We start from the raw sequence: 13,423 nt of genomic DNA, 5'->3' as shown, positions 1-13,423 counted from the left end.
ACGGTGACGAGGCACATTGTGCACGCCTACCCTGCTGATCGCCGGTGCAGGGTCATTTCGTGACCTTGCTCTGGGTGGGTGTGATCACGAGGGGGGCAGATGGCGGTGCGCTGGCCTGCCGTGGCCGCGATCGCCGGGGGTACGGCGCTGATCGGGCTGCACGGCTGGTCCTACGGGAACTGGATCAACGACGACGCGGCGATCACCTTCGCCTACGCGCGTGACCTGGTGGACGGTTTCGGCCCGGTGCTCCAGCCCGGTGCGGAACCGGTCGAGGGCTTTTCGAACCCGGCGTGGCTCGTCCTGCTGGTTCTGGGCAAGGTGCTGGGCCTGTTCGACACGGGCGCGGTGTTCGGAATGCCCGATTACGTCCTGTTCCCCAAGGCGCTCGGGTTGCTGTGCTGCGCGGGGATCCTCGCGGCGTGCCAGTTCGCCGCGAGCCGTGTCACACGGTGGGCGTGGCTGGTGACGGCGTTCGCGGGCGCGCTGCTCGCCGCGATCCCGTCGTTCGTGATCTGGTGCCTGTCCGGGCTGGAGAACCCGCTGTACGCGCTGGTCGTGGCGTGGCTGGCGGCGCTGCTGTTCCGCGCGGCCGCCGACGGGCGGGTGCACGGCGTCCGCGTCGCGCTGGTGGCCGGGCTGCTGGCCGCGGTGGCGGCGCTGACCAGGCCGGACGGGGCGGTCTTCGTCCTCGCGTACCCACTGGTCGCGCTGATGTTCCTGCGGCGCGTGCGTGGCCTGGTGCCGGCAGGGTTGTCGGTGCTGGCGTTCGCGGTGCCCTACGGCGGCTACCTGCTGTGGCGGTACGCGGAGTTCGGGCGCTGGGTGCCGAACACGGCGGTGGCGAAAAACCAGCAGGCGCCGTCGCTGGAGAACCTGGCGCGGGTCGCGGAACCGGTCGAGTACCTGGGGTGGCCGGTCGTGCTGGCCGGGCTGGCGACGGTCGTGCTCGCGTTCGTGCTGGTCCCGGCGTTGCGGCGGCCGTTGCTCGGGTGGCTGGTGCCGCTGGTGCTGGCGCTGGCGGCGTACTGCGTGCTCAACCCGGAGCCGGGCGGCGAATTCCGGTTCGCGACGCCGTTGTGGACGATGGTGGCGCTGGTCGCGGCGTTGTGCGCGGTCGAGGTGATGCGGGCGCTTTCGGCGCGATGGCGGGCGGTGCTCGCGGTGGTGCTGGTGGCGGCGGCGGTGCCGAGCGCGCCGGCGCTGGCGGAGTCCGGTCGCGGCTTCGCCAGCGGACCGGTCGTGCCGTTGTGTCAGATCACCGAGCGGTACGGGCGGTTGTTCAACGGCTACGCCGACGTGATCGGCGTGCGGGACGGTTCGGTGCTGCTGCCCGACGTCGGCGGCACCGCGTTGACGAGCAGGCTGCGGGTGGTCGACTCGGTCGGGCTGGTGGACGCCCGCATCGCCGATCTGGTGTCCGCGGGGGATTTCCGGGGGCTGCGGGATCACGTGTTCGACGAGGTCAGGCCCACGTTCATCCACACGCACGTGCCGTGGAGCGAGCTGACCGGGATCACCGCGGACCCGCGCCTGGCGCTGGAGTACGCGGCGGTCGTGCTCGACCGGACCGGCCACAACGGCGACTGGGTGCGCCTGGACGCGCTGGACGGCTCCGATCTGGAGCGGGTGCGGGCCTACGCGCGCAAGACCGTGCCCGCGATCGAGGTCGAGCGCGCGAACGAGGTGACCGGGGAGTGTGGCCCGGTGTTGCGGCCGGGCCAGGTTCCCTAGTTCGGGGGCAGCGCGGTGGTGAGGGTGGTTTTGGTCTGGTTCAGGCGTTCGGTCATGGCGCCCGGGTTGCCGTCGAGGCCCTGGGACACCCAGATCGCGATCGCGTAGTTGCCCGAGGTGTACCAGGTGCCGCTCATCTGGCCTGCCGAATTGCTGCCGGTGACGGTCTTGGCGTCGGTGGAGCCGGACGGGATGGTCTGGAGGCCCGCGGTCAGCGAGTGGTCGTAGAGGCCCTTGGTGATGGTGGCGGCGTCCTCGGCGGAGCCTGCGGGGACGACGAGGACGAGGTAGCCCTCGGGTCCCCGGGACGAGCCGCGGAAGATGACCTGGGTGGCGCCGTTGTCCTTCATCAGCTGGCCTTCCTCGCGGGAGTACAGCTTGAGGTCGACGCCCTGATCGACGGGCATGGTGGCGTTGTTGGGGCTCGGCGTGCCCGGCAGCGTCGGCAGCCGCGCCTCGACGGCCTCGGGGGAGCTGGGCGCCGAGGTGGTGGGGGTGTCTTCCGCGGCGCTGGTGCCGGTGTCCCGCAGGAACCACACGCCCGCGGCGACCATGGCGACCACGACGACCACCCCGAGCGTGACGAAGAGCCAGGTCTTCTTGTTCTTGGGCGGCGCCTGCAGGCGGGGCGCCGGGTCGAACGGAAGCGGTTGCTGCTGGGGCAGGGGGCCGGTGTGCGTCGGGTTCACGCCGGGCAGTGGCCGGGACGGCGGCGGCACGGGGTTGGTGATGACCGTGGGGGCATCCTCGATCGAGGGGAAGCGCATCGAGTCGGTGGCGCGCTCGTCGGCCGGGCTGGGGGCGCTGGTCGGTTTGCTGGTGGCGAGCAGCGTGGCGGAGACGCTTTGCGTGGGCCCCTCGGTGTCGAACGGACTCGGTGGATCGTGGGGGGTCGCGGACTGCGCTTCACCGGCATGCGGTGTGGCGGCGACTTGCGGCTCGCTCCCCTGCACGGTGGTGGCCGGTCCCTGTGTGGGGGCGGCCTGCTCCTGCGCGAAGGTGGCCTGTCCCTGTGCCGCGGTGGTCTGCTCCTGCGCGGGGGCGGCCTGCTCCGCTGGAGGCGCGGTGACCTGCGGCGACGTCCCAGCGGTGTCCCCCTGCGGAACGAATCCCTGGCCCTGCGGCTGTTGCGGACCGGCCTCGTGTGGTTGCGGGTTGGTCTCGTGGGCTTGCGGTTGCGCTCCGGCGATGTGCTGTTGCGGCGGCGATGCCTCGTACTGCTGCGGGGCGAAGCCGTGCGGCTGCGCCCCCGCCACGTACTGCGGCGGAGCACCATAGGGCTGCTGCGGGTAGGGCATGCCGGGCTGCGGATAGGCCCCCTGCGGGTACGGAACCTGCTGGCCGCCCACGACACCGGCCGACCCGTCCGGCGCCCCCGGAGCCGGATACTGCGGATGGTTCGGCGGGTTCGCGGGGTTGGCGCTCTGCCACTGCGGCTGGGCCCCGGCCTGCGGCTGCGGCGCCCCCTCGACCCGAGACAACGGCACGGAAACCGGCGCAGCCGCGCCCCCACCGGACGCCGCCGCGAGCAGCTCGTCCCGCATCTTGCGGTGCTGGTGCTGCGTGATGGCGCCGCCCGCGAGATCGGCGTCCAAACGGCGCAGCTCATCCTGCCAGCTCATCCAGGGGCTCCTCGAAAACTTGCGCGCGTAGGGACGTCACCGAAAAGATAGCGCGATCAAGCCCCGGATGGGTGTGGATGTGTCCGATCGGCCCGTCACCGGGCCCTCACGGGAGCCGCGGAAGCAAGGGCTCGACTCTCTCGGCGAACGCTTTCGCGTTGGGGCACGCTTGTGCGTTCTCCTCGAACCTGACCATCGTTGCCACCACCAGTGCGCGAGCGTGCTCTCCGACCCCGATGGCGATCGCGCATCCGCCGCTGGGTGTGTTCGCCTGCATGGCGTCACGTCCGTTGATCGAGATCGCGAGGGGGTCCGTGTTGGTGGCCGCGAATTCGCTGAGTCCTTGGACGGGGTCCAGTGCTAGCGCGTAGGACGCAAAACCGGACTTGAGCGCGACGCACTGATTTCGCGCGCTCTTGTTCTCCCCGGGGTTGAACCCTTGTCCGGCGTTGAGCTGGTCCAGGATTCGACACGCATCGAGACCAGCGAACACGTCCGAGGTCGTCGGGTCGGAACTCGCGCCGGGGGCAGGAGAGGCTGTGCCGGCCACCGTGCTGGTACATGCGCTCAGAGCCAGAACAACACCGGCAACGGCCGCGAGTGCCTGAGTGATCCGGCGGTCGATGCTCATGGGGAGTCCTGGTTCTTGAAGGCGCTGAGAGTTTCCCGTCACCGGGCTTGGGGCAGCAGGGGTTCCACCTTTTCGGCGAAGGCCCTCGCGTTCGGGCAACCGTGTGCGTCCTCGCTCGCACGCTCCATGGTTACCAGCACCAGCGCTCGAGCATGCTCACCGACACCGACACCGACACCGACCGCGACTGCACATCCGCCGACCGGGATGTCCGCCTGCATCCCGTCACGTCCGTTGACCGAAATGCTCGTGGCGCCCGCGTTCGCCGCGTCGAACTCGGAGAGACCTTGAACGGAATCGAGCGCGAGGCCGTAAGTCGCGAACCCCGGCTTCGAAGCGGTGCACTGGTTTCGCCGGCTCTTGTTCTCTCCCGGCGCGAACCCCTGTCCGGCATTGAGCTGGTCCAAAAGCTGACAGGCATCAAGACCGGCGAAGACATCGGATCCCGTAGGTGTGCTGTTCTGCGTGGTGGGTGCCGCGGAAGGCGTGCCGGACACCGCGCTGGTGCACGCGGTTCCGACCGTCAGCAAGCAGGCGCCACCCACGAGGATCCGGGCGAGGCGGAGGTTGGTGATCACCGGGTTTCCTGGTTTCGGAGGTTGTCAAGGACATGCTTCGCGCCCGTCACCGGCTCTGGGGCAGCAGGGGTTCCACCTTCTCGGCGAAGGCCCTCGCGTTCGGGCAGGCTTCCGAGTCCTGGCTGTAGCGTGCCATCGACACCGTCACCATGGCGCGAGCGTGGTCCCCGACCTCCATGGCGATGGCGCATCCGCCGGTGGGGATGTTCGCCTGCAAAGCGTTCCGCTCGTTGACTGAAAGGCTCACTTCACCGTCGTTCGCCGCGGCGAACTCGGTGAGTCCCTGCACGGGATCCAGCGCAAGGCCGTAGGTGGCGAAATCGTCCTTCGTCGCATCGCACTCGTTGCGGCGGCTGATATTCTCCCCAGGGCCGAATCCCTGGCCCGTCGTGAGTTGCTCCACCACCTGACACGCGTTCAGTCCGGCGAAAACGTCAGCCCCGGAGCCGGGGTTCGAGCTCACAGCCGGTGACGCTGTGCCACTCACCGTGCTGGTGCATGCGGCAGCGGCGAAGCCGAGGCAGACCAGCCCGGTGAATGCCCAGCCGAGGCGTAACTGAGTGCTCAACTCGTTTCCTGGTTCTTGAGGGGTGCCAACGCGTCGGTGGCGGCCTGGTCGGAGGCGTCGTATTTGCTGATTGCGATGTCGATGGCTTGGCGAAGAGTCTCCAACATCTCCTGAGCCGCGTGGAAGACCCGTACGAGAGACTGATCGTCCGAATCCATTGCGGTAAGGAAATGAGCGGCGACCTGCTTGGCGTAGGCGTCGTTGCCCAATTTCGGGGCTTGTTGGAGCCGGTAGATCTTCGGGCTGATCCTCCCCAGTTCGGTCTGCATCTGCTCGACCGCCCGTCGCAGATGCGAACCGGTCTCCTCGTCCACCGCCCAGTTGCCCGCCTGTGCCTCCGCGAGCATGTGCTTCGCATCCGTGTTCATCGTGTTCAGCTGTTGCTCGCCGCCGAACACGTCGGCGATCTGCGCACCAGCGCCGGTCACGTTCTCGGTCATCGTCCCTCCCTCGCTGCCAGCACGATAACGGCCCGCCCACCCCGCTGTCACAGCTTCGCTGCGGAGAGCTACGCCGCCTCCTCCAGGTACGCCGCCGCCTGCAGGGTGAACAGTGCCGCGTAGTCGCCGCCCGTTGACATCAGTTCCTCGTGCGTTCCTTCCTCCGCGAGCCTGCCCTGGTCCAGCAACAGGATTTTCTCCGCCTGCCGCACCGTGGAGAAGCGGTGTGAGATGTACAGCGTCGTCCGGCCCTCGGCCAGGGCTCGCAACCGGGCGAACAGGTCGTGCTCGGCCGCGGCGTCCAGTGCCGACGTCGGCTCGTCGAGGATCAGGATCGGGGCGTCGCGCATGAAGGCGCGTGCCAGGGCGATCTTCTGCCACTCCCCGCCACTCAACGACACGCCCTGGTCGAACCACCGGCCCAGTGGGCTGTCGTAACCCCGCGGGAGGCGGGATATCCGCGAAGCGACACCTGCGCGGGCCGCCGAGTCCGAGATCCGTTCGCGGTCGTCCACGGCGCTCAGCTGGCCCAGTCCGATGTTCTCCGCCGCCGTCCCCTGGTAGGTCACGTAGTCCTGGAACATCGCCGAGATCCGCGTCCGCAGCTCGTCCGGGTCGAATTCGCGCAGATCCACCCCGTCCAGCAGGATCCGCCCCTCCGTCGGGTCGTACAGGCGGCACAGCAGCTTGAACAGCGTCGACTTCCCGGCCCCGTTCCGCCCCACCACGGCGACCGTCTCACCGGGCCGGATCTCGAACGAAACCCCGTCCAGCGCCTTCTCCTCCGATCCCGGGTAGCTGAACGACACGTCCTGGAACTCGATGTGACCGCGCACCGGCTCCGGCAACGGCTTCACCACCGCGGGCCTCGTGATCCGCGGCGCGGTCTCCAGGAACTGGTACAGCGTGTCCAGGTACAGGTTGTTTTCGTACATCCCCGAGAACCCGCTGAACAAACCCTGCACCGACGTCTGCACCGCCGTGGCCGCCGCCGTGTACAACGCCAGGTCGCCGATCGTCAGACGGCCCGCGACAGCCTCCAGCGCGATGTACAACGCGATCCCCGAACCGGCCAATGTGGACAGCAGGCTCCACGCCGTCCCGACGAAGTTCCGCCGCGTCGTCAGCCGCCGCTCGCGTGCGTAGTAGTTCTGCCCCAGCCGCAGGAACCGGTCCACCAGGTACGGGCCGAGCCCGAACAGCTTGGTCTCCTTGGCGTACGTGTCCGTGGTGACCAGTGAGTTGAGGTAATCCATGCGCCGCCGGACGGGGGACATCAACAGCGTCAGCATGAACCCCCGCGAGCCGTACTTCGCCTGCGAGATGAACGCCGGCACCGGCGCGAGCAAAGCCACCACCGCCAGCAGCGGGCTCACCGACACCAGCAACACGATCATGCTCGCGAAGGTGATCGAAGTCCGCCCCAGGCCGAGCGCCGAGGTCAGCATCGTCATCGGCCGCTGCGGTGCCTCCTGCGACGCCTGCCGCAACTGGTCATAAGATTGGGAATCCTCGAAGAACTGCAGGTCCAGCTTGCTCGCGTGGTCCATGACCCGGTGCCGGATGGTGAGGGTCATCCGCTCCTGCAACAACTGCTGCGCCGCGTTCGTCAGCGCCGTGCTGATCGCGGTCGCGGTGAAGACGCCGAACTCCAGCGCGGCCAGCTCGACGATCCGCCCCGTTCCGCCGTGGTGCTGCACCGCCGCGACCACCGCGTCCAGCAACAGTTTCGCCACGTACGCGGTCACCGTCGGCACGAGGCCGCTGACCAGTGTGGACAGTGCGATCAGCACGGTGATCACCGGGCTGGCCTGCCACGCGAGCTTGACCACCCGTGGCAGCCCGCGCACCGTCCCGCCCGCCGACTGCCGCAGCCGCCGCCACCGCGACCGCAGGTCCTTCGGCTCGTCCTCCCGTACCGGGTCCGGGATGTCGACCGGGCCGGTCAGCCCGCTCTGCGCGACCGAGGCGGCGTGCCGGCGCAACTGCCGTCTCATGCTGAATGACGGGCCCCCGCCACCGTGCATCACGCGGTCACCGCCCCGTGCAGGAACACGTCGATCAGCTCGTCCGGGGTCAGCGACCCCTGGCCGTCCCGGCGCCGCGCGAGCAGCAGCGACTGGAAGATCCCGGCCAGCTTGTCCGCGGGCAGCCGCAGGCCGTCCCCGGGGGTGAACAGGTCGGCGATGGCCTCGCGCACCGCGGTGAACGAGTCCATCCGCGCGCCCTTCTTGTGCTCGCCGCGCTTCAAGCGGCCGGACGAGTGCAGCGCCGCCATCAGCGCGCCCATCCGTTCCAGGTGCGCCGACATCGCCTCGGCCGCCTCGGTCAGCCGGTCCCGCAGCGGCTGGTCCAGCGGGATCTCGGCGATTGCCGCCAGCGCGGTGTCCGGTTTCAGCGCCTCGGCGATGCAGGCGTCGATCAGTTCGTCCTTGTCCGTGAAGGCACGGAAGATCGTGCCCTCGCCGATGCCGGCGGCCCGCGCGATCTGCGCCGTCGTCACCGCGGCGCCGTGCTCGATCACCAGCGGCAGCACGGCCTGCACGATCATGCGACGCCGGTCCTCCGCGCTCATGCCGGGCGCGCGACGCCGCGATGGGGTTTCGGTCATGCCGTCCAGTGTGCGGAGTGAGCACTCACTCCGTCAAGTGACTACAAGAACGGGGCCGCGCCGGAACGCGGCCCCGTCGGAACTCAGTACGTGATCGCCATGGCCGGATCGGCCAGCAGCGCGCCGACATCGGCGAGGAACTGCGAACCCTGCTGTCCGTCGACCAGGCGGTGGTCGAAGCTCAGCGCCAGCTGCAGCACCTTCCGCACCGCGAGCTGCCCGTCCACCACCCACGGCGCGTCCTTGATCGCGCCGAAGGCGAGGATCGCGGCCTCACCCGGGTTGATGATCGGTGTCCCGGTGTCGACGCCGAACACGCCCACGTTGGTGATCGTGATCGTCCCGTTGACCATGTCCGACGGCGGCGTCTTGCCCTCCCGCGCGGTGGCGGTCAGCTCGTCGAGGGCCTTCGCCAGTTCGGGCAGCGACATCGCGTCGGCATCACGGATCTTCGGGACCACGAGACCGCGGGGCGTCGCCGCGGCGATGCCCAGGTGCACGTAGTCCTTGTAGACGATCTCGCCGGCCGCTTCGTCCCACGCCGCGTTGACGTCGGGCGTCCGCTTCGCGGCCAGGCACACCGCCTTGGCCGCGAACGCCAGCGGCGTCAGCTTCACACCGGCGAAGGCCGGGTGCTTCTTGAGCCGTTCCCGCAGTTCCATCATCGGCGTGACGTCGACGGTCAGGAACTCCGTGACGTGCGGCGCGGTGAAGGCGCTGGTGACCATCGCCTCCGCGGTCGCCTTCCGGACGCCCTTGATCGGTACCCGGCGCTCGCGCTCCCCGGCCCCGGCGGCACGGGCCGTGACCTGGGAGGGCTGGGCGGCACGCTGCACGTCCTCGCGCGTGATGATTCCGCCGTCCGCCGAACCCGCCAGGGTCGACAGGTCGACACCGAGGTCCTTGGCGAGCTTGCGCACCGGCGGCTTCGCCAGCGGCACGTACCCACCCCGCGCCACCGCGGCAGCAGGAGCCGGTTCCGGCGCGGTCTTGCGTGCTCGCCGCCGGGCCTCCGTCGCCTTCGACCCGTACCCGACCAGCGGCTTCATCTCTTCTTCGGCGGGCGCTGCCGCACCGTTGACCGCCGCCGCGGGCGCCGGAGCGGACGCGGAACCGGCCGGGTCCACGTCGACGGTCATCAGCGGTGCCCCGACCTCGACGGTGGCCCCGGCCTCCGCCAGCACCTCGGTGATCACGCCCGCCCACGGGATCGGCAGCTCGACGGCCGCCTTCGCGGTCTCCACCTCGACCACGATCTGGTTGACCGTGACCTCGTCACCGGGCCGCACCCGGATGTTGAGGATTTCGGCTTCGGTGAGTCCTTCGGCGGTGTCGGCGAGCAGGAACTGCTTGTACTCGGGCACCCCGCCTCACCAGCCCATCGCGCGGTCGACGGTGTGCAGCACGCGGTCCAGGTCCGGCAGGAAGTGCTCCTCCAGTTTGGACGGCGGGTACGGCGTGTCGAACCCGGTGGCGCGCAGTACCGGCGCTTCCAGCGAGTAGAAGCACTCCTGCTGCACGCGTGCCGCGATCTCGGAGGTGATCGACGACTCCGACGAGGCCTCGCTGACCGCGACCAGCCGTCCGGTGCGGCGCACCGACTCGAACACCGGTCCGAGGTCGAGCGGCGAGATCGTGCGCAGGTCGATGACCTCCAGCGACCGGCCTTCCTCAGACGCTGCAGCAGCCGCGTCCAAACACACCTTCACCGAAGGGCCGTAGGCGACCACTGTGCAGTCGGTGCCCTGGCGCACCACGCGCGAGGCGAACAGCGGACCGCCCGGTGTCGCGGTGTCCACTTCGGACTTGAGCTGGCCGTTGTGGTAGAGCCGCTTCGGCTCGAAGAACAGCACCGGATCGTCGCAGGCGATGGCCTGCTGGATCATCCAGTACGCGTCGGCGGGGTTCGCGCACGACACCACCCGCAGGCCGGGGATGTGCGAGAACAGCGACTCCGGCGATTCGGAGTGGTGCTCCACGGCCCCGATCCCGCCGCCGAAGGGCACCCGCACGACCACCGGCACCTTGACCCTGCCCTGCGTCCGGTAGTGCAACTTGGCCAGCTGCGAGGAGATCTGGTCGAAGCCGGGGAAGATGAACCCCTCGAACTGGATCTCACACACCGGCCGGAACCCGCGCACGGCGAGGCCGACCGCGGTGCCGATGATGCCGGATTCGGCCAGCGGCGTGTCCAGTACGCGCTGCTCGCCGAAGTCCTTCTGCAGCCCGTCGGTGATGCGGAAGACGCCACCGAGCTTGCCGACGTCCTCACCGAGGACGATGACCTTGTCGTCGGCCTCCATCGCCGCGCGCAGACCCAGGTTCAGGGCCTTGCCGATGGTCAGCTTCTGCACGGCGGACGCCGTTTCGTCCACACGGGACTTGACCGGGGCGGCCATCAGCGCTCACCCGCTTCCACGAAACCGGCCAGGTAGGACAGGTACTCGTCGCGCTGCGAGTCGAGCACCGGCGACGGGTCGGCGTAGACGTTCGCGAACACGCGGTCCGGCGGCGGCTCCGGCATGTTGAAGCAGAACTCCCGCAGATCCGCGGCGAACGCGTCGGCCTCGGCCTGGACCTGGTCGAACCACGCCTGGTCGGCGTGACCGCCGCGGGCCAGATGCACCCGCACGCGCTCGATCGGGTCCTTGTGCTTCCACACCTCCAGCTCGTCGGAGAGCCGGTAGCGGGTCGGGTCGTCGGTGGTGGTGTGCGCGTCCATCCGGTAGGTGAACGCCTCGATCAGCACCGGCCCGTTGCCGTGGCGGCATTCCTCCAGCGCCCAGCGGGTGACCGCGAGGCAGGCGAGCACGTCGTTGCCGTCGACGCGGATGCCGGGGAAGCCGTAGCCGCGGGCGCGCTGGTACAGCGGCAGGCGGGACTGGCGCTCGGTCGGCTCGGAGATGGCCCACTGGTTGTTCTGGCAGAAGAACACCAGCGGCGCGTCGTAGACCGAGGCCCAGACGAAGCCCTCGTGCACGTCGCCTTGCGAGGTGGCGCCGTCACCGAAGTAGACGATCGTGGCTTCGCCCTCGTCGTCACCCACCTTGCCCTCGAACTTCTGCCCCATCGCGTAACCGGCGGCGTTGAGGACCTGGTTGCCGATGACGATGGTGTACGGGTGGAAACCGTGGGCCTTGAAGTCCCAGCCACCGTGGTCGGTGCACCGGAAGATGCCCAGCAGCTCCTTGAAGTCGACGCCGCGGGTGTAGGCCACGCCGTGTTCCCGGTAGCTCGGAAAGGCCATGTCCTGCGGCCGCAGCGCCCGGCCGGAGCCGACCTGCGCGGCCTCCTGGCCCAGCAGCGGGACCCAGATGCCCAGCTGGCCCTGGCGCTGCATCGCGTTGGCTTCCCGGTCGGCCCGGCGCACCAGCACCATGTCGCGGTAGAGCCCGCGCAGCGCTTCCGGGTCGATGTCGGGGATGTAGCGGTCGAACTGGGGCGAGGCGATTCGTTCGCCTTCGGGGGTGAGCAGCTGAGTCACCTCAGCGCCACCCGCGTCCGTGTTTCGCAAACCGGCGATCACCTGCTCCCGCGATGGTTGGGCGGCCTGTGCGGCCGGTCCTTCGCCGGGCTCCGGGTGCGTCCACTGTTCGGGGGACGGCATGCGTGTTCTCCTCGGTGTCCTGCCACGAGGCCGCTTGTGGCGGCCGCTGATGGCTGACCAGCGGCCACCGGCGTTCCGGGTCCGGAGCGCTCGGCAGCCGTCGGCCGTGACGGCTTACCGGGTCATCCTGTCACGAAGAGGGCACGGGAGTGCAGGGCCGAGCCTGATTTGTTGCTCTGAAAGCACGCTCTGAGCTGCGCAAACGCTAGGAAGCCCGACGAACGGCCCTCCGATGTTCGGCCGTGCTGGCGCGCGCCCACCTGCCCGGAAGTGACAGGCGGGCCACCTTCGTCGCGTTCCGCGCTCGGAAGGTGACCCGCGAGTGAGCTGCGTCACGTGGGGTGACTACAGGTTGGCCTTGGTGAACTGGTATTGCTGTGCCGCCTGTGAACTGAAGTTGTACTTGAGGGTGGCGAGCCCGAACGGCTTCGCCGGGTCGACCTTGAACAGCGTGCTCGACCGCGGCGGGTTGCGGGTGTCGGCCGAGCCGTACTCGTAGTCGCCCATCAGGCCGTCGAAGCTCACGGTGCCGATCTCGCGCGAGGCCTTGAGGATCCCGTCGCGGGACAGGTCGCCCAGCTCGACGGCCTTCTCCAGCACCGCGGTCATCGCGCGGGCCTGGTTGTACCCGAACGCGAAGTAGTAGTCCGGCTCCTGCTGCGGCGCGAACCGGTTCTTGCGGTCGACCATCTCGGTCATGCCCGGCACGGAGTCGTCGCCCCATTCGGTGCCCTCGGCGACGATCGTGACGTAGGCCTGCAGGTACGGCGCGATCGCGGACTTCGCGAACGCCGACGTGTAGCTCGGCGACTGCCCGTACCACCGGGGCGCGAACCGGGCCTGCGCGGCGGTGCCCCAGATCTTCGCCGCGTCCGTCGGGGTCGCGGTCAGGAACACCAGCTGGCAGCCCGCCCCGGCGAGCGCGCCGATCTGCCCGGCGTAGTTCTCCGTGCCCGACTTGAAACGCTGCGTGTTCGCGACGGTGAAGCCGTAGCTCTTCGCGGCGAACTCGATACCGGCCTGGCCCGCCTCGCCGTACACGTCGTCCTGGACCATCGTGCAGATCTTCGCGTCCTTGGTGCCGCCGCCCTCGGTGAGGTAGTGGTCCATGGCGTTGATCGCCTGCACCTGGTAGGGCGCGCCGACCGGCAGCAGGTTCTCCTCGCGCACCCACAGCGCGTCCAGCGACGCGGGCGCGGCGAGCATCTTGTCGGCGCGCAGCTGCGGCAGCACGGCCAGCGTCGAGGGCGTGCCCAGCAGCTGGGTGAACGCGACGACGTCGCCCTTCACCTTGTTGTACTGCTGCACGGCGACTTCCGGCCGGTACTGGGTGTCCTCCTGGACCAGTTCGACCTTGTACTTGCCCGCGACGCCGCCGCGTGCGTTGAGTGCGTCGAACCAGACCTGGTTGCCCGAGGTCAGCGGCTGCCCGATCACCGCGACCGGCCCGGACAGCGGGGACAGCACGCCGAGCTTGATGGTGGTGCCGTCGAATCCGGTGGTGGTGCCCGGGTTGCCCGCCTGGCCGCCGCCACCGCCTTCGTCGTCGCCCGCGCCACCGCACGCGGCCAGCACGAGCGTCGCCGCGGCCAGCGCCGCCGCGATCCGCGTTCTTTTCATGACGCCTCCTGG

12 protein-coding genes are annotated in these 13,423 nt (G+C 69.5%); 1 reads left to right on the top strand and 11 read right to left on the bottom strand.

Annotated elements, in window-relative coordinates:
• Positions 1-99 precede the first annotated feature (99 nt).
• Positions 100-1,734, top strand: a complete 1,635-nt coding sequence (locus HNR02_RS08340) for a hypothetical protein (protein ID WP_179772587.1) — start codon at positions 100-102, stop codon at positions 1,732-1,734.
• On the opposite strand, the gene HNR02_RS08335 is transcribed toward HNR02_RS08340, so the two are convergent.
• The 11 genes from HNR02_RS08335 to HNR02_RS08285 all read right to left on the bottom strand — a co-directional run bounded on the left by HNR02_RS08335 (position 1,731) and on the right by HNR02_RS08285 (position 13,411).
• Positions 1,731-3,356 carry a hypothetical protein gene (locus HNR02_RS08335; RefSeq protein WP_179772586.1) on the bottom strand — a complete coding sequence of 542 codons (1,626 nt, stop codon included), beginning with the start codon at positions 3,354-3,356 and terminating at the stop codon, positions 1,731-1,733. The two genes, HNR02_RS08340 and HNR02_RS08335, sit on opposite strands and share 4 nt — an antisense overlap.
• 106 nt (positions 3,357-3,462) lie before the next feature.
• Entirely contained in the window at positions 3,463-3,987 is a 525-nt protein-coding gene (locus HNR02_RS08330; RefSeq protein ID WP_218902721.1) for a DUF3558 domain-containing protein, read from the bottom strand.
• A 38-nt stretch (positions 3,988-4,025) separates the two neighbouring features.
• Positions 4,026-4,565, bottom strand: a complete 540-nt coding sequence (locus tag HNR02_RS08325) for a DUF3558 domain-containing protein (protein WP_312860947.1) — start codon at positions 4,563-4,565, stop codon at positions 4,026-4,028.
• A 46-nt stretch (positions 4,566-4,611) separates the two neighbouring features.
• Complete coding sequence (locus HNR02_RS08320; RefSeq protein ID WP_312860946.1) at positions 4,612-5,028, bottom strand: DUF3558 domain-containing protein; 417 nt, start codon at positions 5,026-5,028, stop codon at positions 4,612-4,614.
• 101 nt (positions 5,029-5,129) lie between these two features.
• Positions 5,130-5,573, bottom strand: a complete 444-nt coding sequence (locus tag HNR02_RS08315; RefSeq protein WP_179772584.1) for a hypothetical protein — start codon at positions 5,571-5,573, stop codon at positions 5,130-5,132.
• 68 nt (positions 5,574-5,641) lie between these two features.
• The gene (locus tag HNR02_RS08310) at positions 5,642-7,570 is read right to left on the bottom strand and encodes an ABC transporter ATP-binding protein (protein ID WP_246338524.1); all 1,929 of its coding nucleotides are present in this window, start codon (positions 7,568-7,570) and stop codon (positions 5,642-5,644) included.
• A 29-nt stretch (positions 7,571-7,599) separates the two neighbouring features.
• Entirely contained in the window at positions 7,600-8,148 is a 549-nt protein-coding gene (locus HNR02_RS08305; protein WP_179775784.1) for a TetR/AcrR family transcriptional regulator, read from the bottom strand.
• A 119-nt stretch (positions 8,149-8,267) separates the two neighbouring features.
• The gene (locus HNR02_RS08300) at positions 8,268-9,548 is read right to left on the bottom strand and encodes a dihydrolipoamide acetyltransferase family protein (protein ID WP_179772583.1); all 1,281 of its coding nucleotides are present in this window, start codon (positions 9,546-9,548) and stop codon (positions 8,268-8,270) included.
• Between the two features lie 6 nt (positions 9,549-9,554).
• Positions 9,555-10,583, bottom strand: coding sequence for an alpha-ketoacid dehydrogenase subunit beta (locus tag HNR02_RS08295; protein WP_179772582.1), 1,029 nt, complete (start codon positions 10,581-10,583; stop codon positions 9,555-9,557).
• Positions 10,583-11,791 (bottom strand): pyruvate dehydrogenase (acetyl-transferring) E1 component subunit alpha, encoded by a 1,209-nt coding sequence (gene pdhA, locus HNR02_RS08290; protein WP_179772581.1) that lies wholly within the window; start codon positions 11,789-11,791, stop codon positions 10,583-10,585. Before pdhA ends, HNR02_RS08295 begins: the two co-directional genes overlap by 1 nt.
• Before the next feature lie 345 nt (positions 11,792-12,136).
• The gene (locus HNR02_RS08285) at positions 12,137-13,411 is read right to left on the bottom strand and encodes an ABC transporter substrate-binding protein (RefSeq protein WP_179772580.1); all 1,275 of its coding nucleotides are present in this window, start codon (positions 13,409-13,411) and stop codon (positions 12,137-12,139) included.
• Between the last annotated feature and the right edge of the window lie 12 nt (positions 13,412-13,423).

This window comes from Amycolatopsis endophytica (assembly GCF_013410405.1).
Taxonomy (GTDB): Bacteria; Actinomycetota; Actinomycetes; order Mycobacteriales; family Pseudonocardiaceae; genus Amycolatopsis_E; species Amycolatopsis_E endophytica.
The sequence above is the reverse complement of the archived record's forward strand: the minus strand, read 5'-3'. Positions and strand labels throughout refer to the sequence as shown.

Excerpts from the sequence above, each read along its gene's own strand:
- HNR02_RS08340 (WP_179772587.1), top strand. The coding sequence starts at position 100 with ATGGCGGTGCGCTGGCCTGCCGTGGCCGCGATCGCCGGGGGTACGGCG.
- HNR02_RS08335 (WP_179772586.1), bottom strand. The coding sequence starts at position 3,356 with ATGAGCTGGCAGGATGAGCTGCGCCGTTTGGACGCCGATCTCGCGGGC.
- HNR02_RS08330 (WP_218902721.1), bottom strand. The coding sequence starts at position 3,987 with ATGAGCATCGACCGCCGGATCACTCAGGCACTCGCGGCCGTTGCCGGT.
- HNR02_RS08315 (WP_179772584.1), bottom strand. The coding sequence starts at position 5,573 with ATGACCGAGAACGTGACCGGCGCTGGTGCGCAGATCGCCGACGTGTTC.
- HNR02_RS08310 (WP_246338524.1), bottom strand. The coding sequence starts at position 7,570 with ATGAGACGGCAGTTGCGCCGGCACGCCGCCTCGGTCGCGCAGAGCGGG.
- HNR02_RS08305 (WP_179775784.1), bottom strand. The coding sequence starts at position 8,148 with ATGAGCGCGGAGGACCGGCGTCGCATGATCGTGCAGGCCGTGCTGCCG.
- HNR02_RS08295 (WP_179772582.1), bottom strand. The coding sequence starts at position 10,583 with ATGGCCGCCCCGGTCAAGTCCCGTGTGGACGAAACGGCGTCCGCCGTG.
- pdhA (WP_179772581.1), bottom strand. The coding sequence starts at position 11,791 with ATGCCGTCCCCCGAACAGTGGACGCACCCGGAGCCCGGCGAAGGACCG.
- HNR02_RS08285 (WP_179772580.1), bottom strand. The coding sequence starts at position 13,411 with ATGAAAAGAACGCGGATCGCGGCGGCGCTGGCCGCGGCGACGCTCGTG.